Here is a 24,686-nt window from a genome sequence, read left to right as displayed (position 1 = left end):
GCGCTCCTTTCGGGCTGTGGGGGTGCGTCAGAGATTTGGGTGTAGTAATAGTGCTCCGGACAAAAGAATAAAGACCACGTTCCGCCATCGGTGGTTCCAACTGCAAGGCAGAGATGAGCAACAACGACCAAATGCCAACCAAATCAGTGGAGCCCGCAAAGCCGCGGCGCCGTTGGGGATGGCTGTGGTGGGTGCTGATCCTGGTGGGAGTGCTGATCGCGACAGCGGGAGGCGTGATTTATGCGCAGGCGGGTAAGCCCATCAAAGCGCCGGACTGGCTGCACGCACGGGTCGAGGCCAGGCTGAGCGATGCGTTGCCCGGATCTGACATCAGTTTTGGTGATATTTCGCTGCTTGTGCCGCGTGGGGGGCGCCCGCGTATCCTGTTGCGCGATGCCGAGATTTCAACCGAGGACGGGCAGCCGGTTCTGAGCCTGGCAAACCTCGAGGCCCGGGTGGCTTTTCAGCCCTTGTTGCAGGGGGATTTGCTGTTGGGCAAGCTGGTGCTAAGCGGCGCAACGGTGAATGTGCGCCGCCGCGTGGACGGAACCTTCGATCTGTCCTTTGGCACCTTTGAGCAGACCAGCGAATCCGCAAGTGTGGCCGAGCTGATCGCCAGTTTGGATGCGTTGCTTCTGACCCCGGAACTGGCTGCGCTGACCCATGTCGAGGCCGAGGCCCTGACCCTGCGCTATGAGGATGCGCGGGCCGGGCGCGCCTGGACGGTGGACGGCGCGCGCTTTGTGCTGGATCGCGATGGCGCCGATCTGCGGGTGCGGGGGGATCTGGCGCTGTTGGGGGGCTATGATTACGCCACCACGGTCGAGCTGAACTATGAAAGCCAGATCGGTGCTTTGGACTCTCGGTTTGGCATGGCCTTCGAGGACATGGCCTCGCACGATATTGCCGGACAGGTGGGGGCCTTGGCCTGGCTGGATACGGTGCGCGCCCCCATCAGCGGGGCCCTGCGTGCGGGGACGGATGATCAAGGGCAGCTGGGTCGGTTGTCGGGCACCTTGCAGATCGGACAAGGCGCCTTGCAGCCCAATGATCAGACCCGCCCAATTCCGTTTGAAAAAGCCCAGACCTATTTCACCTTTGATCCAGAAACGCAGACCATTCGTTTTGACGAATTGCTGGTGCAAAGCGCTCAGTTCAGCGGCTCCGCTTCTGGCAAGGCGTTGCTACAGGGGCACAAGGACGGCTGGCCAACGCGTCTACAGGGCCAGTTCGCCATGACCAATGCGCGGGTGAATCCCAACAACCTGTATCCCGAGCCCGTAAGTGTGGATCAGACCATGATGACCTTTCGCCTGGATCTGAATCCCTTCGAGCTGACCCTGGGCGAGCTTAGCCTGTCCAAGGACGGGCATGTTCTGGTGCTGGACGGTAAGATGCTGGCGGATGATGACGGGTGGAACCTTGCGCTGAACGGGCAGGTCGCGGAGCTGAGTGAGTCAACCGTTATGGCCTTCTGGCCCGAAGCTCTAAAGCCCAAGACCCGAACTTGGGTCTCCGAAAATATCAACGCGCTGATGCTGACCAACACCCAGATCGCTTTGCGCGCGCAGCAGGGGCGCAAACCCAATGTCTATCTGTCGACCGAATTCAAAGAGGGCGATATCCGGTTTCTGAAATACATGCCGCCTCTGAAAAACGCGGCCGGCCGGGCCGAGCTTTTGGGAACGCGGTTCGTGGTGACGGCGGAACAGGGGACGGTCACAGCCCCCGAAGGCGGTCAGATCGACGCGACGGGCACCAGCCTGATCATCGAAGACGTGCGCATCAAGGGCCCGCCCGCCGAAGTGCGGCTGAACACATCCAGCACGATTACGGCGGCGCTGTCTTTGCTGAATCAAAAGCCGCTTGAAGTGATGACCAAGGCCGAACGCCCGGTCACCATCGCGGATGGACGCGCGCGCGCGCAGGGCTCGATCTTTTTGCGCCTGAAGAAGAAGCTGCCAAGATCCGAAGTGCGCTATGACATCTCTGCCGGTCTGGAAAACGTGCGCAGCACCAAGCTGATCCCCGAAAAGGTTTTCGTCGCACCGCATCTGGATGTCAGCGCCACAAACGACCGTGTGCTGGTTTCGGGGCGCGGTCGCGTGGGGCAGGTAGCGTTTGACGGGCACTGGGTCTCGCCCATCAAGGACAATCCGAACAAAATTAGCCGGGTCGAAGGCACGACGACCGTGTCTCAGGACTTTCTGGACGAATTCAACATTACCCTGCCACCGGGCTCTGTGTCTGGCGCGGCGACAGCAAAATTTGCCGTTGACCTGGAAAAGGGACAGCCCCCCAGGTTCACGGGCAGCAGTCGCTTGGCGGGCCTTGGGCTGCGCATTCGGGAATTGGGGTGGCGACTGTCCCAAGAGCGCACGGCTGAATTCGAGATCGCCGGGACTTTGGGTAAGGTCCCTGAAATCGAGCGCCTGTCGCTAAAGGCAAGGGGCCTGAATGCTGTTGGAGCCGTGCGCCTGAAACAAGGCGGAGGCCTGGATCGCGCGGCATTCTCGACCGTCAAGGCGGGGGGCTGGCTGGAGGCTCCGATCACGTTACGAGGGCGCGGCAAGGGTGTTGCCCCTTCTGTTGAAATCAACGGTGGCTGGCTGGACCTGCGCAATATAGGCACGCTGGGGGGCTCGGGCGGATCGGGTAAATCCTCGGTCGTGCCGATGCAGGTGAAACTGGATCGGCTACGGATCACCGACAGCCTGTCGCTGACAGGCTTCAAGGGCGATTTCGAAGCCTATCGCGGCGGCATGACCGGACGGTTCGTGGGGGTGGTCAATGGCAAGGCCAGCATTGCCGGGCAAATGGTGCCGCAAAACGGGCGCAGCGCTTTTACCATCACCTCGGCCAATGCCGGAGCGGCGCTGGCGGCCGCCGGCCTGCTGTCCAAGGCCGATAAGGGGGATATGACGCTGAACCTGACCCCGGTGGGCGATCACAGCTATGACGGCGCCCTGAAGATTAAGTCAGTCTGGCTCAAGGATGCGCCTGCGGTGGCGAACCTGTTGAACGCGGCCAGTATCGTGGGGCTGTTGGAGCAGATGGGCGGTGGGGGCATCCATTTCGGTGACGTCGAAGCGAAATTCCGCATCACCCCAACTCAGGTCATCGTGACCAAATCCAGCGCTGTCGGCAGTTCGATTGGCATTTCCATGGACGGAATCTATGACCTGGAAAACAAGGTGATGGATATGCAGGGCGTGTTCTCGCCGCTGTACTTGGTGAATGCGATTGGATCGGTTTTCACCCGCAAGGGCGAGGGGCTCTTGGGCTTCAACTTTACCATGAAGGGGCCGGGGGATGATCCGAATGTGGGGATCAACCCGTTGTCGATCTTTACACCCGGCATGTTCCGAGAGATATTCCGCCGCCCACCGCCCAAACTGACTGAATAGCGCCTATGAAACTCTCTGATTTCGATTTTGACCTGCCCGATGATCTGATCGCGACGCGGCCCGCCAAGCCGCGCAGTTCGGCCCGGTTGCTGGTGGCAGAGGGCGACACGATCACGGATGCGCGCGTGACCGATATCACGCAATGGCTGCGACCCGGGGATCGGCTGGTGCTGAACGACACCAAAGTGATCCCGGCCCGCCTGTCGGGCACCCGCGCGCGTATCGGCGCCGAGGGTCTGACCCAGGCCCGGATCGAGGTCACCTTGCTGGAACCGCGCCCGGATGGGCAGTGGGCGGCCCTGCTGAAACCGCTGAAAAAAATCCGCGAAGGCGAAGAGATCGTGTTCTCCGACGATCTGACCGCGCGGCTCGAGGCCAAAGAGGCCGGGCAGGGCGTGTTGTCCTTCAACCTGACGGGCGAGGATTTCGACGCGGCTTTGGCGCAGGCCGGCGCAATGCCCCTGCCGCCGTATATTGCGGCCAAACGCGCGGCGGACGCGCAGGACAAGACCGATTATCAAACGGTCTGGGCGCGGGCCTCGGGCGCGGTGGCGGCGCCAACGGCCAGCCTGCATTTTGACGAGCCCTTGTTGCAGAAAATCCGCGAAATTGGGGTCGAGTTGACCTTTGTCACCCTGCATGTGGGCGCGGGCACCTTTCTGCCCGTCAAGGTCGAGGATGTGACCACTCACAAGATGCATGCCGAGTGGGGCGAGGTATCCGAAGAGGCCGCGCGCGACATCGCCGCCACCAAGGCCGCAGGCGGGCGGGTGATCCCTGTGGGCACCACGGCGCTGCGGCTGATCGAAAGCGCGGGGCGCAGCGGTCAGATTGAACCCTGGCGCGGCGAAACGGATATCTTCATCTATCCGGGCTTTGAATTCCACGTGGCCGATGCGTTGATGACCAATTTCCATCTGCCCAAATCCACGTTGATGATGCTGGTCTCGGCGCTGATGGGGGCGGACCGGGTGCGCGCGATCTATGATCACGCCATCGCCGATAAGTACCGGTTCTTTTCCTACGGCGATGCCTCGATCCTGTTTCCGACGCGTTAAATTTCGCGCGAGGTCGCGAACAGAACAGACCATGTCGCGAATACGCAGGTAAATCACCGTGTCTCCTGACACAGGGGGCTTCTGGTTTTTCACCGAGGATCGCGCCATGCTGAGCACTTTATCCAATGCCTGGGCCCTGTTGCTGGGGATCATGCTGCTGATGGTCGGGAACGGCTTGCAGGGCACGCTTTTGGGTGTGCGCGGAGAGCTGGAGGGCTTTTCCACCTACGAGATGTCCATCGTGATGTCAGCCTATTTCGTAGGCTTTCTGGGCGGGTCCCGCATGGCGCCCGAGATGATCCGACGCGTGGGACACGTGCGGGTATTCGCGGCACTGGCCTCGTTTATCTCGGCCGTGCTGATCCTGTATCCGACCGTGGCAAACCCCTGGGTCTGGACCTTGGGCCGCGTGGTGATCGGGTTTTGTTATTCCGGCGTGTATGTCACCAGCGAAAGCTGGCTGAACAACGCGGCGACCAACGAAAACCGGGGCAAGGCGCTGTCCATGTATATGATCGTTCAAATGGTCGGCATCGTGTTGGCGCAGGCGCTGCTGCTGACGGCGGATCCGTCCGGCTATGTGCTGTTCGTGATCCCCTCGGTGCTGGTGTCGATTTCATTCGCGCCGATTTTGCTGTCGATTTCGCCCACGCCGGCGTTTGAAACCGACAAACCCATGAGCCTGCGCGAGATCCTGAAAACTTCGCCTCTGGGCAGTGTGGGGATGTTCCTGTTGGGGGGCGTGTTCGCCTCGCAATTCGGGATGGCTGCGGTGTATGGCGGCGAGGCCGGGCTGAGCCTGCCTGAAATCTCGATCTTCGTGGCGGCGTTTTACGTAGGGGCGACGCTGCTGCAATACCCGCTGGGCTGGTTGTCGGACCAGATGGATCGCCGGGTGCTGATCTTGCTGACGGCTGCCGGGGGCGGGCTGGGCGCGATCGTGGGCATGATCACCGGAGGCTATTTCCCTTTGCTTCTGGTGTCGGCGTTTCTGATCGGAGGCACCTCCAACCCGCTTTATTCTTTGCTGATCGCCTATACCAATGACTTCCTCGAACCCGAGGACATGGCGGCGGCCTCGGGTGGGCTGGTGTTCATCAACGGGGTGGGAGCGATCGCTGGGCCGTTGATCACCGGCTGGTTGATGGCCACGTTCGGGCCCTCGGGATATTTTCTGCTGATCGCGGTCTTGTTGCTGGCCCTGGCCGTCTACGCGGGCTATCGCATGACGCAACGCGCAACGCCTGACCATGATGAGACAGGCTCTTACATGCCGGTTATGCCCTCGGCCTCGCACGTTGCGGTGGAGATGGCGCGCGAATATGCCCTTGAAACAGCAGAAGAAAGTGACGCTAGCGCTACCAACACATAATATGACGTTCCTGACGTAAATAGTGATTGTTAACGAGGGCGTATGGTTTGTAACGTTTTCTTAACGAACTGTATTGGCCTTGAAAGGGAGGCTCTGATGGTAAGCGCAGATGAAGTACTGGAGTTCTGGCTGGACAATGTCGGCCCCGAAGGGTGGTACGCGGTTGATCCGAAATTAGACGAGACCATCCGGGAAAAGTTTCTCGGGGCATGGGAGAACGCCAAAGCCGGCGCCTATAGCCTGTGGCTGACCTATCCCAGCGGATCACTGGCCTATGTCATTTTATTGGACCAGTTTTCGCGCAACATGTTCCGTGGCTCTGGTGATGCGTTCGTAATGGACGAAGTGGCCCTGGCCGCAGCGAAATCGGCGATTGATCATGGCTGGGATCTGAAAATTGACGAACCCGCCCGTCAGTTCTTTTACCTGCCATTGATGCATTCCGAAGATCTGTGTGATCAGGAACGCTGTGTGCGGCTGATGGCCGAGCGGATGCCCGGCGCAGGCGAAAGCAACCTGTTGCACGCCAAGGCGCATCGTCATGTGATCCGCGAATTTGGGCGCTTTCCCTATCGCAACGCAGCGTTGGATCGGGCGACCACGGCCAATGAACAGAGCTATATTGACCAGGGCGGCTATGGCCACACGGTTCGAGAGCTGGCAGGCTGTCTAAATCGTTTAAGAAGTAAACGACTTTTAATTGTTGAAAAACAAACATGTAACCCCCGCAGGCGCGTCAAAGCGCAGCGGGGGTTTTGTTTTGGTTGAGTGGTTGTGAAAAATAGTTTAATGATAAACTAAATTCTAAATCGGAGGAGACACATGTCTGCCAAGACGTTTGATATGATCGTAATCGGGGCTGGCCCCGGTGGGTACGTAGCTGCCATTCGTGGTGCTCAGCTGGGCCTGAAAGTGGCCGTGGTTGAACGCGAGCATCTGGGCGGCATCTGCCTGAATTGGGGCTGTATCCCGACCAAGGCGCTGTTGCGCTCGTCCGAGGTGTTCCACCTGATGGAGCGCGCCAAGGATTTCGGCCTGAAAGCGGACAAGATCGGTTATGATCTGGACGCGGTCGTGAAACGCTCGCGCGGGGTTGCGGCGCAGCTGTCTGGCGGCATTGGCCACCTGATGAAGAAAAACAAGATCACCGTTGTCATGGGCGAGGCCACGCTGCCCGCCAAGGGCAAGGTGAGCGTTAAGACCGACAAAGGCACCGAAGATCTGACCGCGAAAGCCATCGTTCTGGCGACCGGCGCGCGGGCCCGCGAACTGCCGGGTCTCGAGGCCGATGGCGATCTGGTCTGGACCTACAAACACGCGCTGAACCCGCCGCGGATGCCGAAAAAGCTGCTGGTGATCGGCTCGGGCGCAATCGGCATCGAATTCGCCAGCTTCTATAACACGCTGGGCGCCGACACGACCGTGGTCGAGGTGATGGACCGCGTTCTGCCCGTAGAAGACGCTGAAATCAGCGCATTCGCGAAGAAACAGTTTGTTAAGCAAGGCATGACCATCATGGAAAAAGCCATGGTGAAACAGCTGGATCGCGGCAAGGGTAAGGTCACCGCGCATATCGAAACCAAGGGCAAGGTCGAAAAGATCGAGTTCGACACGGTCATCAGCGCCGTGGGTATCGTGGGCAATGTGGAAAACCTGGGTCTCGAAGGCCTAGGCGTGAAAATCGATCGCACCCATGTTGTGACCGACGAATTCTGTCGCACCGGTGTGGACGGGCTGTATGCCATTGGCGATATCGCCGGCGCACCCTGGTTGGCGCACAAGGCCAGCCACGAAGGCGTCATGGTGGCCGAGCTGATCGCGGGCAAGCATGCCCATCCGGTCAAGCCCGAAACCATCGCGGGCTGCACCTATTGTCACCCGCAGGTTGCCTCGGTCGGATATACCGAAGCCAAGGCCAAAGAGCTGGGCTATGACATCAAGGTGGGTCGTTTCCCCTTCATCGGCAACGGCAAAGCGATCGCACTGGGTGAGCCCGAGGGCATGGTGAAAACCGTGTTCGACGCCAAAACTGGCGAGCTTCTGGGCGCCCATATGGTCGGCGCCGAGGTGACCGAGATGATCCAGGGCTATGTGATCGGTCGCCAGCTGGAAACCACCGAAGAAGACCTGATGCACACGGTCTTCCCTCATCCCACGCTTTCTGAAATGATGCACGAAAGCGTTCTGGATGCGTTCGGCCAGGTCATCCACATGTAAGCGTTTTCCTCTGGCCGAATGAGGCCGGAGGGCAACCATGCCGAGCATTAACCGTGTGGTGATGAACAAGACCAGCCGTCGCTGGCTGCAGGCGCTGGACTTGGAGAACATGGACGTTGCAGAGGTTTCCGGAAAGTTCGGTCGCCGGTTCACGTTCAAAAGCTATAGCCGGTACAGATATCCTGAATATGATATCTGTGCCGGTCCCTATTCCGGGGCAGAGGGGCAGGCGCTAAGCTTTGATCTGGTGCTGGCCAATCAGGTTTGGGAACACCTGGACCGGCCCTATACGGCGACGCGTAACGTATTGGAAATGCTGCGTCCTGGCGGATATTTCTGGGTCGCGGTTCCGTTTTTTATCCCCTATCACGGCGATCCGGTGGACAATTCCCGCTGGACAGCGCGCGGGCTGAAAAACCTGCTAATGGAGGCTGGGTTCGAACCCGATGCGATCAAGGCGCGTCAGTGGGGCAATCGCGCCGCAGCTGCGCGCAATCTCGAGCCGGACTGGCCGCCGGCCTATAATCGCGAAACCGATGATCTGACGAACGATCCCAGCTTTCCGATTTGTGCCTGGGCCTTGGCGCAGAAAACCTGATCAGGCGCGCTCGACCGGGCCACCCGCTGCCATCCAATGGGTCAACCCGCCCAGATTGTGCACCTCGGCATAGCCCAGCTGACGCAGCATCCCAGCGGCCATATTCGAACGCGCGCCCGAGGCACAATACAGCGCGATGGGCTTGTCCTGCTGAAGGTCGGGGTGGAAATCGGGGTGACGCGGGTCCGCCATGTCGGCCAGCCGCATCATCGGAATATGCAGCGCCCCTTTGGCCTTACCCGAGCTCGCCAGTTCAGCGTGATCGCGGATGTCGATCAGGATCATCTCTTTGTCGGCGACCCGTTGAATCGCATCAGCGACAGGGAGGGCGGGGGCGGATTGGCGCATGAATCCAAACATCGGGCGGGTCCTTTTGGTGTTTCCGTTCCAGGCCGATCTGTGGCCTGAGGCTTGAGGCTTCAAGATGTGTATAGCAAATAAATTCCAATAACAGAATATAAATGTCGCCCGCACGTGCTTTGGCTGCGTCGATCGCTCAATTCAGCGCCAGTGTTCCTGCAATGTTCTGCTTTTTTTCTTGGAGACTCGGCGCGGCTCTACTATCTGTTAACCACGGATGGCGAGGGACCCATGGCTGAGCTGAAAAATATCGAGGTGCGCGGCGCGCGCGAGCACAATCTGAAAAGCATCGACGTGGATATCCCGCGCGATGAGTTGGTGGTGATTACGGGGTTGTCGGGCTCGGGCAAATCCTCTCTGGCATTTGATACCATCTATGCCGAGGGTCAACGCCGCTATGTGGAATCGCTGTCCGCCTATGCGCGCCAGTTTCTGGACATGATGGAGAAACCAGACGTCGACCACATCAGCGGTCTGTCCCCAGCCATCTCCATCGAGCAAAAGACGACCAGTAAGAACCCGCGCTCGACCGTCGGCACTGTGACCGAGATTTACGATTACCTCCGCCTGCTCTTTGCCCGCGTCGGTACGCCCTATTCGCCCGCAACCGGACTGCCCATCGAGGCGCAGCAGGTACAGGACATGGTCGACCGCGTCATGACGATGGAGGAGGGCACGCGCGCCTATCTGCTGGCCCCCATCGTGCGCGACCGCAAGGGCGAATATCGCAAGGAATTCTTAGAGCTTCGTAAACAAGGCTTCCAACGGGTCAAAGTGGATGGTGAATTCCACGATCTGGACACGCCTCCGACGCTGGACAAGAAATTCCGCCATGACATTGACGTGGTCGTGGACCGGATCGTGGTGCGCGAGGGGCTGGAAACGCGGCTGGCCGACAGTCTGCGCACGGCCTTGGATCTGGCCGACGGGATCGCCGTTCTGGAAACCGCTCCGCGCGAAGGCGACCCGGAACGCATCACCTTCAGCGAAAATTTTGCCTGTCCTGTCAGTGGCTTCACCATCCCCGAGATTGAGCCGCGGCTGTTTTCGTTCAACGCGCCCTTCGGGGCTTGCCCGTCCTGCGACGGGCTGGGGGTCGAGCTGTTTTTCGATGAACGGCTGGTGGTGCCTGACCAGAATATCAAGGTCTATGACGGTGCGCTTGCCCCCTGGCGCAAGGGCAAATCCCCCTATTTCCTCCAGACGATCGAGGCGCTGGCTCGCCACTATGGCTTTGATCAGAATGAACGCTGGAAGGACCTGCCCAAGAAAGTGCAGAAGGTGTTCCTCTATGGCTCGGGCGATGAGGAAATCGAGTTCCGCTATGACGAGGGCGGGCGTGTCTATCAGGTGACTCGCGTCTTCGAAGGCGTCATTCCCAACATGGAGCGGCGCTATCGCGAGACGGATTCAAACTGGGTGCGCGAGGAATTTGAGCGTTATCAGAACAACCGATCCTGTGGCGATTGCGGCGGTTATCGCCTGCGCGAAGAGGCCCTGGCGGTGAAGATCGCGGGCCTGCATGTCGGGCAGGTCGTCCAGATGTCGATCAAGGAAGCCTACGCCTGGTGCCAGACGGTTCCCGAGCATCTGACGGATCAGAAAAACGAGATCGCGCGCGCCATTCTCAAGGAAATTCGCGAACGCTTGGGTTTCTTGAATAATGTGGGATTAGAATATCTTACACTAAGTCGTTCAAGTGGTACATTAAGTGGTGGCGAAAGCCAGCGTATCCGTCTGGCCAGTCAGATCGGCTCGGGGCTTACGGGCGTTTTGTATGTGTTGGACGAGCCCTCGATCGGGTTGCACCAGCGGGACAATGACCGCCTGATCGGCACGCTGAAGAACCTGCGCGACCAGGGTAACACGGTGATTGTGGTCGAACATGACGAGGATATGATCCGCCAGGCGGACTATGTGTTTGATATTGGGCCGGGTGCAGGCGTGCATGGCGGACAGGTGGTGTCGGATGGGACGCCCGGGCAGATCTCGGATGATCCTGCCAGCCTGACCGGGCAATACCTAAGCGGCGCGCGCGAGATCGCGGTGCCTGCCGAGCGCCGCAAGGGCAACAAAAAGAAGGTCAGCGTCGTCAAGGCGGCCGGGAACAACCTGCAAAATGTGACTGCGGATTTCCCGCTGGGCAAATTCGTTTGCGTCACTGGCGTATCGGGCGGGGGGAAATCCACGCTGACGATTGAGACGCTGTTCAAGACCGCCTCGATGCGGCTGAATGGGGCGCGCCAGACGCCTGCGCCCTGCGAAACCATCAAGGGGCTGGAGCATCTGGACAAGGTCATCGACATCGACCAGCGGCCCATCGGGCGCACGCCGCGCAGCAACCCGGCCACCTATACCGGGGCGTTTACGCCGATCCGTGATTGGTTCGCCGGTCTGCCCGAGGCCAAGGCGCGTGGGTACAAGCCCGGCCGGTTTAGTTTTAACGTCAAGGGCGGGCGCTGCGAGGCCTGTCAGGGCGACGGCGTCATCAAAATCGAGATGCATTTCCTGCCGGATGTCTACGTGACCTGCGAAACCTGTAACGGCGCGCGATACAACCGCGAAACGTTGGAAATTAAGTTTAAAGGCAAGAGCATAGCGGACGTTCTTAATATGACGGTTGAGGACGCGCAAGAGTTTTTCCAGGCTGTTCCCTCGATCCGGGACAAGATGGATGCGCTGATGCGTGTGGGGCTGGGCTATATCAAGGTAGGCCAGCAGGCGACGACCCTGTCCGGGGGCGAAGCGCAGCGGGTTAAGCTGTCAAAAGAGCTGGCGAAACGCTCGACCGGGCGGACTTTGTATATCCTGGACGAGCCCACAACGGGCCTGCATTTCGAGGACGTGCGCAAGCTGCTTGAGGTGCTGCATGAACTGGTTGATCAGGGCAACACGGTGGTTGTGATCGAACACAACCTGGATGTGGTCAAAACCGCCGACTGGATCATCGATATCGGTCCCGAAGGCGGGGATGGCGGTGGTCAGATCGTCGCCGAGGGCACCCCCGAGGACGTGGCCAAAGAGCCGCGCAGCCATACCGGACGCTATCTGGCGCCGATGCTGGGGATGACCGCTGCCGCAGCGGAATAAAACTGGCCCCGGCATGAACCGGGGCTTTCTGAGTCACTTGTTCGGGCAGGTGTTAACACCAACAAGACGGTACAGCGGGCACATGCCAAACAGGCCCGTCAGCAGCGGCACGACGCCAATCCACATCCAGATACCATAGCCCATCAGAGCGCCAACGATCAGCGCGGCCCCAATGACGATGCGCAGGATTTTGTCGATACCACCAACGTTTTTCATGTCAGTCTCCTTTCGTGTTCGATTGAAGACAGGTTAGCAATTCTGCGCGCGTTTGTCTGTGACAGGGTCACACAGCGTCTGCAGCAACGGCGTGCAGGGCGTCCGGGTCCAGGACTTCGATCGTGCCACGCCCGGTGCGGACCCACCCACGGCGCGACCAATTTTCGAGCCGACGGGATACAACCTCGCGGGCAGAGCCGATCTGCGTGGCCAGTTCTGATTGGGTAAGATGTAGCGGGTTTTCGGTTTCGGACAGGGACAGAAGTCGTTCGGCCAGACGGCATTCGACGCGCGTAAAGGCAACTTTTTCAAGAAGTTGCATCATGTTCTGAAAGCGTTTTGCAAAGGCCTGAAACACCAGCGCGCGAAAGGCAGGATCGCTGTCCATCATCCCCAAAAACATTGGTTTCGGCAGCAGTACCAAACGGGTGTCGACGGTTGTTTCCGCCTCGGCGGTGTAGTCATCCCCGCCCAAAAGGCCCATGGTTGTCTGGATGCAAGACTGGCCGGGCTCGACCGAGTAGAGCAGCATTTCGCGCCCCGAGGTGCCTGTCATCGACACATCTACGCGGCCAGACAGGACCATGGCATAGCCCTGAACCGCGTCCCCTGCATTAAACAGCGGAGTGTGCGCGGGCAGGGTGACCGGCACAAGCGAGCCAAGCCGCAGCCGTGATTGCGGCGCCAGCTTTTCCAGCTGAGGCGTGCCCGTCACCCAGTCAGTCATGCACCGCGTCCTCGCTTTTCGAACCGGGGCAGCATGGCGCTGAAATCCATGCCTTTTCCATCCTCATTTTCGACGAATTGCTCGTAAAGCGCCGCCGCCAGCTGTCCCATGGGCGTGTCAGCATCCGCAAATTCGGCCGCTTGCTGGGACAGGCGCAGATCCTTGAGCATCAACTCGGACGCAAATCCGGGCTGATAGTCATTGTCCGCAGGGCTGGTGGCCCCGACGCCGGGGGCAGGGGTGTAGGCGTTCATCGTCCAGCTATAGCCCGACGAGGTGCTGACCACATCGAACATCTTTTGCCGATCCAGGCCCAGCTTGTCAGCCAGGGCAAAGGCCTCGCAGGTGGCAATCATCGTGACGCCCAGGATCATGTTGTTGCAAATCTTCGCAGCCTGTCCCGCACCGCTTTCGCCACAATGGACAGCCTTTTGCCCCATGATCTCGAACAGCGGCTCGGCCACGGCAAAGGCTTGGGCGCTGCCCCCGGCCATAAAGGTCAGTGTGCCGCCTGCAGCGCCGCCAACCCCGCCCGAAACCGGCGCGTCCACCGCCAGCAGGCCTGCAGCGATGGCCTGATCCGCCACGGCGCGCGCACTGTCGACATCCACGGTCGAACAATCCACCAAGGTCGCGCCCGTGGACATGGCCGGGATCACCTGATCCGCCACGGCGCGCAGGATGGCGCCATTGGGCAGCATGGTGATCACGACCTCGGCGCCCTGCACAGCGTCCTGCACGGTGGCGGCATTGCTCACGCCTTGGGCTGTGGTGCCCGCAGTGTCAAAGCCGGTCACGTTGTGGCCTGCAGCGGCCAGGTTGGCGGCCATGGGCGCGCCCATATTCCCAAGTCCGATAAATGCGATCTGCATGGCTTAGTCCTCCTCAAAGCCGAGACTGTTCGCGCCCAAAGGCATCAGCATCTGCGATACGGCGATCGCAGGAACGCTGTCATGGGCGTGTTTCCAGGTGGGGTTGCGGTCTTTGTCGATGATCTGGGCGCGGATGCCCTCCAGAAAATCGCCCTTCTCCATAATCCGATGCGAGACGCGATATTCCATCTCTAGCGCCCGTCGGATCGTCAGGCTGGGCCCGCGCAAACGGTGGATCATTTCCAGCGTCACAGCCATCGACAAAGGCGCGCTGCGCATCAGGGTTTTCAGGGATTTTGCAGCCAGGTCACTGTCACTGGCGCGTAGGGTATTCAGAACGTCTTGTAGCGCCTCACCATCAAAAAGCGTATCTATTTCAGCCTGTTGCGCTGCCAATGCGCTGCTGGGGGGCGTCTGAGCGGCTGCGGCAAGCGCTGAAATGTCGCCTGTATCTTCAAGGGTTTTAATCAGGGCTGGCCAATCTGCCTGAGGGATAAAGTGATCCGCGAAACCGGCGTGAATCGCATCGCCGGGCCCCATGCGCGCGGTGGTCAGGCCCAGATATTCTCCAAGCCGTCCCGGGGCTCGCGCCAGCAGGTAACTGCCGCCAACATCGGGCACAAAGCCGATCCCGCATTCCGGCATCGAGACCTGCGAGTTTTCGCAGACGACGCGATGGCCAACATGTCCGCCCAGCCCCACGCCTCCGCCCATGGTAAAGCCCTGCATCAGGCTGATGATGGGTTTGGGATACTCGGCCAGCTTGGCGTTCATGCGATACTCGTCGCGCCAGAATTTGCGACCATAGGCGAAATTGCCGGCCATTCCCGTGGCGTACATTTCCGCGATATCGCCGCCAGCGCAAAACGCCTTGTCGCCCTCGGCATCGATCAGGACAAGGGCAACGCGGTCGTCATCGCGCCACGTCTCCAGGGCTTGTTCGATGTCCATACACATTTCATAGCTGAGCGCGTTCAGCGCCTCGGGGCGGGTCAGCGTGATGCGGCCAGCCTGGCCCTCGATGCGGATATTGGTTTGGCTCATGCTTGGTTACCCTCTGTCACTCAGCAATTGGCGCGCCACGATCAAGCGCATGATTTCATTGGTCCCTTCCAGGATTTCGTGGACACGTAGATCGCGCACGATTTTCTCGATCCCGTAATCGGCCAAATAGCCATAGCCGCCATGCAGTTGCAGGCATTCATTCGCCACTTTCGATCCGGTTTCGGTGACGAACCGCTTGGCCATGGCGCAGAACTTGGTGGCATCAGGCGCACCGTTGTCCAGCTTCCACGCGGCCTGACGCAGGAAGGTGCGGGCGGCTTGCAGCTCGATCTCCAGGTCAGCCAGGCGGAATTGCAGCGCCTGGAACTGGTCGATGGTTTTGCCAAAGGCCTTGCGTTCCCCCATGTATTGCAGGGTTTGCGTCAGGGCGGCCTGCGCAGCGCCAAGGCTACAGGCCGAGATATTCAACCGCCCGCCATCCAGCCCCATCATCGCGTATTTGAACCCGTCGCCTTCGGTGCCGACCAGGTTCGCAGCCGGGATTTTACAATCGTCAAACTGTACCTGCCGGGTGGGCTGTGATTTCCAGCCCATCTTGTCCTCGAGCCCGCCAAAGGACAGCCCCGGCGTGCCATCCTCGACCACCACGGTGGAAATCCCCTTTGGGCCATCCTCGCCGGTCCGGCACATCACCACGTAAGCATCGGAATAGCCGCCACCCGAGATAAACGCCTTGGTGCCATTCAGCGTATAGCCGTCATTGCTGCGATCGGCGCGGGTTTTCAGCGCAGCCGCATCCGAGCCCGAGCCCGGTTCCGTCAGGCAATAGGACAGCACCGTGTCCATGCTGATCGCCGGGGTCAGATAGCGCGCCTTTACGTCATCGCTGCCGAACGCATCCAGCATCTTGGCGCACATGTTGTGGATCGACAGAAAGGACGCGACCGAGGGGCAGGACTGGCTGAGCGCCTCGAAAATCAGGGTCGCATCCAGCCGCGTCAGGCCAGATCCGCCTGACTCTTCAGAGACATAGATCCCACCCAGCCCCAGCGCGCCCAGTTCGGGCCACAGCTCTTTGGGGATCGTGCCTTGTTTTTCCCATTCGGCCGCATTGGGGGCGATATTTTCCAGGCCAAAGGCCAGCGCCATGTCGTAGATGGCGGTTTGTTCCTCTGATAAGGCGAAATCCATGGGTCTCCTCCCGGATCGACTGGGTATTTGAACGCGTGTTTATTTCTGAACCCTTGCAGAAATTTTGCAGGGGCAGGATTGGGTTACAAATCGTGGTGATATTCCTGGATCAGGTGTCGCACGACCGCCTTTAGCGCGTCAGGTTGCGTGTCCTCGGCATGCAGGGCGTCCTGGTATACGGCGCGTTGCCGGTCGGCCGAGTTGCCGCGCTTCAGAAGGGTGCGCAGGTTTTCGATCTCGGCGGTGCAGCCCAACGCCTCGGCATCCTGGGCGGTCAGCGCAATCATTTCCTCGACCAGTTGATCAAACGGAACAATTGAACGGTCGCCAAAGTCGATCATTCCGCCCGCCAGCCCGTATCGCTGCGCCCGCCACCGGTTTTCCGCAATCAAGAAGTTATCATACAGCCGCCAACGCTGGTTTTTCTGGCTCAGCCGCCACAGCATCCGCGTCAGGCATTGGATCAACGCGGCCAGCGTCAGTGTGGTCTCTAGCCGGGGGGATACATCGCAAATCCGTGCCTCGATCGTCGGGAACCGGGCCGAAGGGCGCAGATCCCACCAAATTTTGGAACTGTCCTCGATCAGCTCCAGATCCACCAGCGCCTGGACCGAGCGTTCATAGCTGCTCCAACTGTCGAACTTGGGCGGCAGCCCGGTGCGGGGCAGGTTGTCAAACACCGTCAGACGATAGCAGCTCAGCCCCGTATCCTCGCCCTGCCAAAACGGCGAGGACGCCGACAATGCCAGCAGATGCGGCAGGAAATAGCTCAGCTGGTTCATCAGATCGATGCGCTGATCAGGGTAGGGGATGCCCACATGCACATGCATCCCGCAGATCAGCATCCGCCGCACTACGCCCGCCAGATCATCGCGCAGGTCGTTATAGCGGTCCTTGTCCGTGTGATGCTGATCGCGCCAGTTGGAGAACGGATGACACGAGGCCGCGATGGGCGCCAGGTTGTAATCCCCGGCAATCTGCGCCACCGTGCGGCGCAAATGTTGCAATTCGCTGCGGGCCTGGGAAACACCCGCACAAACTTTGGTGCCGATTTCGACCTGGCAATTCAGGAATTCCGGGCTGAATTGCCCCTCCAGCGCGCTGCCACACCGTTCCATCAATTCCGGTGGTGCCGGGGCCAGGTCCAGCGTGTCCAGATCAACCAGAAGATACTCTTCCTCAACCCCAATGGTGAAGTCTGGCTTTGGTATTGGCATAAGATCCTCCCGCAACGTGGTCCCGACCGAACAGACCAGATTGTCCCGGTGGCGGCAACCGTTTCCGGAACAACATACAGAGACGTAAGCCCCTGATTTTCGGGCGGTTCGGCCAGGGAGGAGCGCCAAACCGCCCGAAGGGCTGATCAAGCGCGCGCGACAGCGCGCTCAATCGGATCCGTAGGATCAATCCATCGCTTTGAAGTTCAGGGCAGCACCATCCTTGATGCCCGAATACCAGCGCGACGAGACCTTCTTGGTCTTGGTGTAGAATTTGAACGCATCGGGGCCGTACTGGTCCAGATCGCCAAAGCCCGACTTTTTCCAGCCGCCGAACGAGTAGTAGGACAGCGGCACAGGGATGGGGAAGTTCACACCAACCATGCCCACATCGACACGGGCCACAAAGTCACGCGCGGTGTCTCCGTCCGCGGTGTAGATCGCGGTGCCGTTGCCATAGGGGTTGTCCAGGATCAGCTGCAGGGCGTCCTCGTACTGGTCTGTGCGCACCATCGACAGAACCGGTCCAAAGATCTCTTCCTTGTAGATGTCCATGTCGGGGGTCACTTCGTCAAACAGGGTCGGCCCGACAAAGAAACCATCCTCGTATCCCTGGATCGACAGGCCGCGCCCGTCGGTCACCAGTTTGGCGCCTTGCGCAACACCCGAGTTGATCAGGCCTTCGATCCGTGCCTTGGCCTGAGCGGTGATCACCGGGCCATAGTCCACATCATCGCCACCAGTGTAGGGTGCCACTTTCAGGTTCTCGATCTTGGGAACCAGCTTTTCGACCAGCTTGTCAGCGGTTTCAGCCCCAACAGGAACCGCAACCGAGATCGCCATGCAGCGTTCGCCAGCCGCACCAAAGCCTGCGCCGATCAGCGCGTCGGCGGCCTTGTCCATGTCCGCGTCGGGCATGATGATCATGTGGTTCTTGGCGCCGCCGAAGCACTGGGCGCGTTTGCCATTGGTTGCCGCGCGGCCATAGATGTATTGCGCGATCGGGGTCGAGCCAACAAAGCCAACCGCCTGGATCGTTTCGTTGTCCAGGATGGCGTCAACGCATTCCTTGTCGCCATGTACGACCTGCACAACACCTTCGGGCAGGCCGGCCTCGATGAACAGCTCGACCAGGCGCATGGCGGTGTGCGGTGTGCGTTCCGAGGGTTTCAGGATGATCGCATTGCCGCAGGCCACGGCGGGCGACATTTTCCACAGCGGGATCATTGCCGGGAAGTTAAACGGAGTGATGCCCGCGACAACGCCCAGAGGCTGACGGATCGAGTAGAGGTCGATACCCGGGCCCGCGTCGCCGGTGAACTCGCCCTTGGTCATGGCCGGAACGCCCATGCAGACTTCGACCACTTCCAGGCCACGCTGAACGTCGCCCTTGGCATCGGGCAGGGTTTTGCCGTGCTCTTTGGACAGGATCTCGGCCAGTTCGTCCATGTGCTCTTCGATCAGGGCGCCGAATTTCATGAACACACGTGCGCGACGCTGGGGGTTCACCTTGGCCCAGGCTTTCTGCGCGATGGCGGCTTTTTCGACGGCGGCGTCCAGTTCAGCGGCCGAGGCCAGCGGCACCTTGGAAATTACTTCGCCAGTGGCAGGGTTCAGCAATTCAGCGAAACGACCGGACGTGCCGGCAACTTTTTCGCCATTGATCAGGTGGGTGAGTTCTTGCATGGGATTGCTCCTCCTAAGTGTTGGGCACAGGATAGGATTGCAAAATTCCCTGAAAAAGAGGAAAAATAACAAAACAGATTTGCATTATTGCAAAATGAAAGGGCGCCAATGACCCCAAATTGGGATGATATGAAGATGTTTCTGACCGTCGCCCGGTTGGAAAGCCTGTCCGCCGCAGGGCGCGAGCTGAAAGTCGATCCCGCAACGGTGGGGCGGCGCATCGCACGTTTCGAAGAGGACATGGGCGCGCCGCTGTTCGCCAAGTCTCCGCAGGGGTATGCGCTGACGGATGCCGGGCAACGCTTGCTGACCCATGCCGAGCGGGCGGAACAGGCCATGCAGGCCGCGACCGAGGAACTGGCCGGTCAATCCGGCGGTCTGTCCGGTCAGATTCGCATCGGCGCCCCGGATGGCTGTGCGAACTATCTGCTGCCGCAGGTCTGTGCGCGGATTGCGCAGGACAACCCCGGTCTGGACTTGCAGATCGTCGCCTTGCCCCGGGTGTTCAACCTGTCCAAACGCGAGGCAGACATGGCCATCGGGGTCAGCCCGCCCACAGCCGGGCGTCTGACCGTGCAGAAAATCACCGATTACAAACTGCATCTGGCCGCGCACGAGGATTACCTGGCCCGCCACGCTCCGCTGCGCGCGATCGAGGATCTGCGGGATCATCAGATGGTGGGCTATATCGCGGACATGATTTTCGACAAAGAGCTGGACTATTTAAGCGAATGTAATGTGGAGCGCGTATCGCTGGCCTCGAATTCCGTGTCGGTTCAGTTCAACTGGATTCGCCAGGCGGGTGGCATCGGAATCGTGCATGACTTCGCCATTCCATCGACCACCGGAATCCGCAAGGTGCTGGAGGATAAACTCAGCCTGCGTCGCAGTTTCTATATGATCCGGCACTCGGATGACCGCCGGCTGGAGCGCCTGAATCTGCTTGCACAACAACTGAGCGATGGGCTGCGCGCCGAGGTCGCCCGGCTGGAGGCTATGTGCTGATCCTGGGACGGCTGCAAAGCAGGATGCCGCAAATGCAAAGAGATTTGTCACAAGTGCTTGACACTCTGTCGCGGGCAGGTGACGCTGGGTTCGCGAAATAATATTGCGGAGGAGACCCATTATGCTTGTCCATCAGATCCTCAAGGCCAAAGGCGACGACGGTGTTGTGACAGTGAAACCCGGGACGCTGATCTCGGATGTGTCGCAAATCCTGGCGGAGCGCCGGATCGGGGGCGTGATCGTATCAAAGGACGGGCAGGTGGCCTCGGGCATCATTTCCGAGCGTGATATCGTGCGCGCTCTGGCGGTGAAAGGTGCGATTTGTCTGCAGGAAAAGGTCGACGATATGATGACCCGCAACCCGGTCTGCTGCGCGCGCAATGACAGTGCCGATGACGTTCTGACCCGCATGACAGATGGGCGGTTCCGTCACATGCCCGTCGTCGAAGAAGGCGTACTGGTCGGCATCGTCACCATCGGGGACGTGGTCAAGGCGCGGCTGCAGGAACTGTCGATGGAAAAGGATGCTCTGCAAGGCATGATCATGGGTCATTAACGCTTGCATTCCCCCGCGCAATAATGTTGCGTGCGCGGCAAGAATTTCCTGTTCTGTTGGGAGGAGCATCTGATGCGTATCGGTCTGTATCCGGGGACTTTTGATCCGATCACCCTTGGCCATGTCGACATTATTCAGCGGTCTGCCACCTTGGTGGATCGCTTGGTTATCGGGGTCGCGATCAACCGCGATAAGGGGCCGCTGTTTTCGCTCGAAGAACGCGTGGCGATGATCGAGGCCGAGACAGCCAAGCTGTCCGAGGAAACCGGTACCGAGATTGTCGTGCATCCGTTCGAAAACCTGCTGATCGATTGCGCCCATGATGTTGGGGCCCAGGTCATCGTGCGGGGGCTGCGTGCGGTTGCGGATTTCGAGTATGAATTCCAGATGGTCGGGATGAACCGGGCGCTGGACAACAGTGTCGAGACTGTCTTTTTGATGGCCGAGGCCCGGCACCAGGCGATTGCCTCGAAACTGGTTAAGGAAATCGCGCGGCTGGGCGGGGATGTGTCCAAATTCGTGCCGCCCGCGGTGAAAGACAAGCTGCTGGCTAAGCTGGGCAAATAAGCCTGGTATCATAGCGTCCAAAGGCCCCTTTGTGGGGCCTTTTTCGCGTCAGGATGCAAATTTGCGAATGAATTCAGCAGTTTGAGGGATGTGGGTCATCGGCAGCATATGCCCGCCTGACAGCAACTCTAGCTGGATTTCAGGGTGTTTGGCAACCAGATCTTCGCCATGGGTTTTGTAATCCAACACCTGGTCCTCGCGCCCGAACAGGATGTGAACGGGCACTTGCAGGTCCGCATATCCTTTGACCATGAAGCCCAGATCCGTACCCGAGGCCAGAAAATCGCGGCTGGTGTTGCGGAATGAAACCGGGCGCAGGCCCAGCATCCCTCCGCCCTGAACGGCATAGCTGGGGGGCACCGAGTCAGGGCCGAAAATCGCGGCCATGTTCTGGTCAGCCATGCGGATCGAGGTGGGAATCGCGATGGTCTCGGAGACCAGTTTGCGGACCCAGCTGCGGGGCAGGTTCAGCCCGGCGAACACTTCGGCCGGGGCTTTAGGTGGCATGGTCAGCGGCGCCAACAGGGCCAGTCCGCGGATCTTTTCGGGGAAATCCAGCGCCAGACACATCGCGATCGCGCCCCCAAGCGAATGACCAACCACCAGGGGCTGATCCAGGTTCAGCTTGTCGATGATCTCGGCCACCAGCGCGGCCTGCGCCCGAGGCGAGGCCGGGGCGTCCTCGGGACGGTCAGACCAGCCCATGCCAGGCCGGTCGATGGCGATAACTCTGAAATCCTGTGCCAGATCATCAGCCAGGCCCGTGTCGAAATTGCCCAGCTGCGCCCCCAGCCCATGGATCATCAGGATGACGGGGCCCTGGCCCTTGTCGATATAGTGCAATTGCCCGGTCGAAATCTGGGTGAACGTCCCGCGCGGCGGCACGGCTAGCGCCACATTGCGCGCGGTTTTGCGGGTTACACGGGCATTCCAACCCAGCCAAAGCAGCACCAGCGCAATGAAGACGGCCAGCACCCACAAAAAGATGGTCATGTCTCGCTCTCCTGTTGTTGTGGTCAGCTTAGGAGGCCGCGCGCTGCACGCAAGAGCGCCGAGAAATGACCCTGCGTCAGCGCCAGAACGCCATGTATTCGATCAGATCCCAGAATTTCTTGATCAGGAAGATCAGATAGGTGCCGTCGTTCAAGTTGATGTCGGCAACGATCAGGGCGACGATGATCAGGCCCAAAACAAAGGCGATACGGTTGGTCATGATGTCCCCGAAACAAAAAAAGGCGCTTGGGCAGACTATGCCCAAGCGCCCCTGATCCCGCAAGGGACCGAGTTTACAGCAGCTTGCCCATCGCAACGGCCACGTCAGCCATCCGGCACGAGAAGCCCCATTCGTTGTCGTACCAGGCCAGCACGCGCACCAGGCGGTTGCCGATGACTTTGGTCTGGTCCGCCGCGAAATACGAGCTTTCCGAGCTGTGGTTGAAATCAACCGAGACCAGTTTTTCCTCGGTGTAGCCCAGGATGCCTTTCAGCGGGCCCGCGGCGGCTTCGGCCATGACGGCGTTGATGTCGGCCTCGGTCACGTCTTTCTTGGCGACAAAGGTCAGGTCAACGGCCGAAACATTCGGGGTGGGCACGCGGATGGCCGAGCCGTCCAGGATGCCGTTCAATTCAGGCAGAACCAGACCCACGGCCTTGGCGGCGCCGGTCGAGGTCGGGATCATCGACATCGCGGCGGCACGGGCGCGGTACAGGTCTTTGTGGCGGCGGTCCAGCGTCGGCTGGTCACCGGTATAGCTGTGGATCGTTGTCATGATGCCGCTTTCGATGCCGACGGTGTTGTTCAGCACTTTGGCGACGGGGGCCAGACAGTTGGTGGTGCACGACCCGTTCGAGATCATGGTGTCGCCAGCGGCCAGCTGGTCGTCGTTCACACCCATCACGATGGTTTTTTGCACGTTCTTGGCGGGGGCCGAGATCAAAACCGATTTGGCGCCGCGTTCCAGGTGTTTCTTGGCTTTTTCACCGTCATTGTACTTGCCGGTACATTCCAGCAGCACGTCGACGCCGGTCCAGTCCAGCTCGTCCATGTCATAGGTGGACTGCACTTCAAAGGCGCCGCGACCCATATCCATGGTACCTTCGCCGATGGTGACGTCACCAGGGAAACGGCCATGAACCGAGTCATAGCGGATCAGGTGGGCAGCGGTATCCAGCGGCCCGGTGGCGTTGATTTTGACAACCTTGATGTCTTCGCGTGCGCTTTCGGCAATGTGGGAAAGGGTGCAGCGGCCAATGCGGCCAAATCCGTTGACACCGACGGTGATAGTCATGATTTCAACTCCTGAAGAGAAATGAATTTTGCGCGTCGTATAGCCGCCGCAGCCCTGTGCTGAAAGGTAAAAAACGTCGCGATACAAAGGTGTTAGCGCAAAACCGGACTGGTTGCGCTAACGTCTGCCTGTCAAACGGACTTGTTCCGGCGAACCGTTCGTTTAGATTGGCCGCAAATACAGGTTTGAGGTGCGAGATGAGTGGTCTACTGGCTCTATTGGATGACGTAGCGGGGATTGCCAAAGTGGCGGCTTCCAGCGTGGATGACGTGGCCGCAGCGGCCGGCAAGGTCGGCGCCAAGACCGCCGGCGTGCTGATTGACGACGCGGCCGTCACCCCGAAATACATCCAGGGCTTCGCCCCTGCGCGCGAGCTGCCGATCATCTGGAAAATCGCGCGGGGCTCGTTCTTCAATAAGCTGGTGATCCTGTTGCCGGTGGCCATGCTGCTGTCCAACTTCGCACCCTGGCTGATCACGCCGCTGCTGATGCTGGGCGGGTCCTACCTGTGTTTTGAAGGGGCCGAGAAGATCTTTCATGTGCTGTTTCCCCATGGGGACAAACATGTCGAGCAAGACATGGACATCAAGGATCCCACCCACCTGGAACAGCAAAAGGTTGCAGGTGCGATCAAGACAGATTTCATCCTGTCCGCTGAAATCATGACCATCGCCCTGTCCGCCATCCCCGAAGGCGGTCTGTGGATGGAGGCCGCGACCCTGGCCGTCGTCGGGATCGGCGTCACCATCGCCGTCTATGGCTCGGTCGCGCTGATCGTGAAAATGGACGATGTCGGGCTTTACATGGCGCAAAACTCGGACACGGGCTTGGGCCAGGGGATTGGCCGGGGCCTGGTCAAAGGCATGCCCCTGTTGATGAAGTTCCTCTCGGTCGTTGGCACCGCGGCGATGCTGTGGGTGGGCGGCTCGATCATGATCCACGGTCTGCATGATCTGGGCGTGCATCACCCCTATCAGGACATCCATCATCTGGCCGTGATCGCCGCCCAGGCCGTGCCTGATCAGATCGCGGGCTTCGCCAAATGGGCCACCACGGCTTTCTGTGACGGCGTCCTGGGGCTGCTCTATGGCTTATTGCTGATCCCTGTGGCCACGCGGATCGTCACGCCGCTGATCAACACCGTCACCGGCGCCAAGCCCCATTAGCGCTTTCTTTGCTCGAAAAATACTCCGGGGGTGAAGGCCCACAATCGTGATTGTGGGGCAAGGGGGCTGGCCCCCTCCACCCTGAAAC

21 protein-coding genes and 1 pseudogene are annotated in these 24,686 nt (G+C 59.8%); 11 read left to right on the top strand and 11 right to left on the bottom strand.

Annotation, left to right across the window (positions count from 1 at the left end):
* The first annotated feature begins 131 nt into the window (after positions 1-131).
* The 6 genes and pseudogenes from ACXADQ_RS16135 (at position 132) to ACXADQ_RS16110 (ending at position 8,652) form a co-directional block, all read left to right on the top strand.
* The gene (locus ACXADQ_RS16135) at positions 132-3,407 is read left to right on the top strand and encodes a YhdP family protein (protein ID WP_475323114.1); all 3,276 of its coding nucleotides are present in this window, start codon (positions 132-134) and stop codon (positions 3,405-3,407) included.
* A gap of 5 nt (positions 3,408-3,412) precedes the next feature.
* On the top strand, positions 3,413-4,465 hold the full coding sequence (gene queA / locus ACXADQ_RS16130; RefSeq protein ID WP_475323110.1) for a tRNA preQ1(34) S-adenosylmethionine ribosyltransferase-isomerase QueA: 1,053 nt from the start codon (positions 3,413-3,415) through the stop codon (positions 4,463-4,465).
* 106 nt (positions 4,466-4,571) lie between these two features.
* On the top strand, positions 4,572-5,837 hold the full coding sequence (locus tag ACXADQ_RS16125; protein WP_475323106.1) for an MFS transporter: 1,266 nt from the start codon (positions 4,572-4,574) through the stop codon (positions 5,835-5,837).
* Positions 5,838-5,933: 96 nt separating this feature from the next.
* A pseudogene (locus ACXADQ_RS16120) lies at positions 5,934-6,497 on the top strand (DUF924 family protein); the annotation flags it as partial.
* A 162-nt stretch (positions 6,498-6,659) separates the two neighbouring features.
* Positions 6,660-8,054, top strand: coding sequence for a dihydrolipoyl dehydrogenase (gene lpdA, locus ACXADQ_RS16115; RefSeq protein ID WP_475323101.1), 1,395 nt, complete (start codon positions 6,660-6,662; stop codon positions 8,052-8,054).
* 37 nt (positions 8,055-8,091) lie between these two features.
* A complete protein-coding gene (locus ACXADQ_RS16110) occupies positions 8,092-8,652 on the top strand; it encodes a class I SAM-dependent methyltransferase (RefSeq protein ID WP_475323097.1) in 561 nt (186 codons plus the stop codon).
* On the opposite strand, the gene ACXADQ_RS16105 is transcribed toward ACXADQ_RS16110, so the two are convergent.
* On the bottom strand, positions 8,653-9,012 hold the full coding sequence (locus ACXADQ_RS16105; protein ID WP_475323095.1) for a rhodanese-like domain-containing protein: 360 nt from the start codon (positions 9,010-9,012) through the stop codon (positions 8,653-8,655). It lies immediately after the preceding gene.
* A gap of 231 nt (positions 9,013-9,243) precedes the next feature.
* Between ACXADQ_RS16105 and uvrA the strand changes: the two genes are divergently transcribed.
* A complete protein-coding gene (gene uvrA, locus ACXADQ_RS16100; RefSeq protein ID WP_475323093.1) occupies positions 9,244-12,102 on the top strand; it encodes an excinuclease ABC subunit UvrA in 2,859 nt (952 codons plus the stop codon).
* A 33-nt stretch (positions 12,103-12,135) separates the two neighbouring features.
* Here uvrA and ACXADQ_RS16095 read toward each other — a convergent pair whose 3' ends face one another.
* From ACXADQ_RS16095 to ACXADQ_RS16065, 7 genes are all read right to left on the bottom strand, one after another.
* On the bottom strand, positions 12,136-12,318 hold the full coding sequence (locus ACXADQ_RS16095) for a YgaP family membrane protein (RefSeq protein ID WP_475323089.1): 183 nt from the start codon (positions 12,316-12,318) through the stop codon (positions 12,136-12,138).
* 67 nt (positions 12,319-12,385) lie between these two features.
* Complete coding sequence (locus tag ACXADQ_RS16090; RefSeq protein WP_475323085.1) at positions 12,386-13,045, bottom strand: Crp/Fnr family transcriptional regulator; 660 nt, start codon at positions 13,043-13,045, stop codon at positions 12,386-12,388.
* On the bottom strand, positions 13,042-13,917 hold the full coding sequence (gene mmsB / locus ACXADQ_RS16085) for a 3-hydroxyisobutyrate dehydrogenase (RefSeq protein WP_475323082.1): 876 nt from the start codon (positions 13,915-13,917) through the stop codon (positions 13,042-13,044). The genes ACXADQ_RS16090 and mmsB overlap by 4 nt, the downstream gene beginning before the upstream one ends.
* 3 nt (positions 13,918-13,920) lie before the next feature.
* Entirely contained in the window at positions 13,921-14,961 is a 1,041-nt protein-coding gene (locus ACXADQ_RS16080; protein ID WP_475323078.1) for an enoyl-CoA hydratase/isomerase family protein, read from the bottom strand.
* 6 nt (positions 14,962-14,967) lie between these two features.
* Positions 14,968-16,113, bottom strand: a complete 1,146-nt coding sequence (locus ACXADQ_RS16075) for an acyl-CoA dehydrogenase family protein (protein WP_475323073.1) — start codon at positions 16,111-16,113, stop codon at positions 14,968-14,970.
* An 83-nt stretch (positions 16,114-16,196) separates the two neighbouring features.
* Positions 16,197-17,330, bottom strand: coding sequence for a carboxylate-amine ligase (locus tag ACXADQ_RS16070; RefSeq protein ID WP_475323069.1), 1,134 nt, complete (start codon positions 17,328-17,330; stop codon positions 16,197-16,199).
* 186 nt (positions 17,331-17,516) lie between these two features.
* The gene (locus tag ACXADQ_RS16065) at positions 17,517-19,016 is read right to left on the bottom strand and encodes a CoA-acylating methylmalonate-semialdehyde dehydrogenase (RefSeq protein ID WP_475323065.1); all 1,500 of its coding nucleotides are present in this window, start codon (positions 19,014-19,016) and stop codon (positions 17,517-17,519) included.
* A 108-nt stretch (positions 19,017-19,124) separates the two neighbouring features.
* Here ACXADQ_RS16065 and ACXADQ_RS16060 point away from each other — a divergent pair, with 108 nt between their 5' ends.
* The 3 genes from ACXADQ_RS16060 to coaD all read left to right on the top strand — a co-directional run bounded on the left by ACXADQ_RS16060 (position 19,125) and on the right by coaD (position 21,144).
* Entirely contained in the window at positions 19,125-20,021 is an 897-nt protein-coding gene (locus ACXADQ_RS16060; RefSeq protein WP_475323061.1) for a LysR family transcriptional regulator, read from the top strand.
* A 121-nt stretch (positions 20,022-20,142) separates the two neighbouring features.
* A complete protein-coding gene (locus tag ACXADQ_RS16055; protein ID WP_475323057.1) occupies positions 20,143-20,577 on the top strand; it encodes a CBS domain-containing protein in 435 nt (144 codons plus the stop codon).
* Positions 20,578-20,649: 72 nt separating this feature from the next.
* Positions 20,650-21,144: a pantetheine-phosphate adenylyltransferase gene (gene coaD / locus ACXADQ_RS16050; protein ID WP_475323051.1), complete on the top strand. Its 495-nt coding sequence runs from the start codon at positions 20,650-20,652 to the stop codon at positions 21,142-21,144.
* 48 nt (positions 21,145-21,192) lie between these two features.
* Here coaD and ACXADQ_RS16045 read toward each other — a convergent pair whose 3' ends face one another.
* The 3 genes from ACXADQ_RS16045 to gap form a co-directional block, all read right to left on the bottom strand.
* Positions 21,193-22,137 carry an alpha/beta fold hydrolase gene (locus tag ACXADQ_RS16045; RefSeq protein ID WP_475323046.1) on the bottom strand — a complete coding sequence of 315 codons (945 nt, stop codon included), beginning with the start codon at positions 22,135-22,137 and terminating at the stop codon, positions 21,193-21,195.
* 76 nt (positions 22,138-22,213) lie between these two features.
* Positions 22,214-22,357 carry a hypothetical protein gene (locus ACXADQ_RS16040; RefSeq protein ID WP_475323044.1) on the bottom strand — a complete coding sequence of 48 codons (144 nt, stop codon included), beginning with the start codon at positions 22,355-22,357 and terminating at the stop codon, positions 22,214-22,216.
* 73 nt (positions 22,358-22,430) lie between these two features.
* Entirely contained in the window at positions 22,431-23,432 is a 1,002-nt protein-coding gene (gene gap, locus ACXADQ_RS16035; RefSeq protein ID WP_475323042.1) for a type I glyceraldehyde-3-phosphate dehydrogenase, read from the bottom strand.
* A 197-nt stretch (positions 23,433-23,629) separates the two neighbouring features.
* Here gap and ACXADQ_RS16030 point away from each other — a divergent pair, with 197 nt between their 5' ends.
* Positions 23,630-24,598, top strand: coding sequence for a DUF808 domain-containing protein (locus ACXADQ_RS16030; protein ID WP_475323039.1), 969 nt, complete (start codon positions 23,630-23,632; stop codon positions 24,596-24,598).
* Positions 24,599-24,686: the final 88 nt, after the last annotated feature.

Source organism: Thalassovita sp. ABM4_323 (assembly GCF_056158665.1).
Note: the sequence above shows the minus strand (reverse complement) of the source record. Positions and strands in the feature narration are given on the sequence as shown.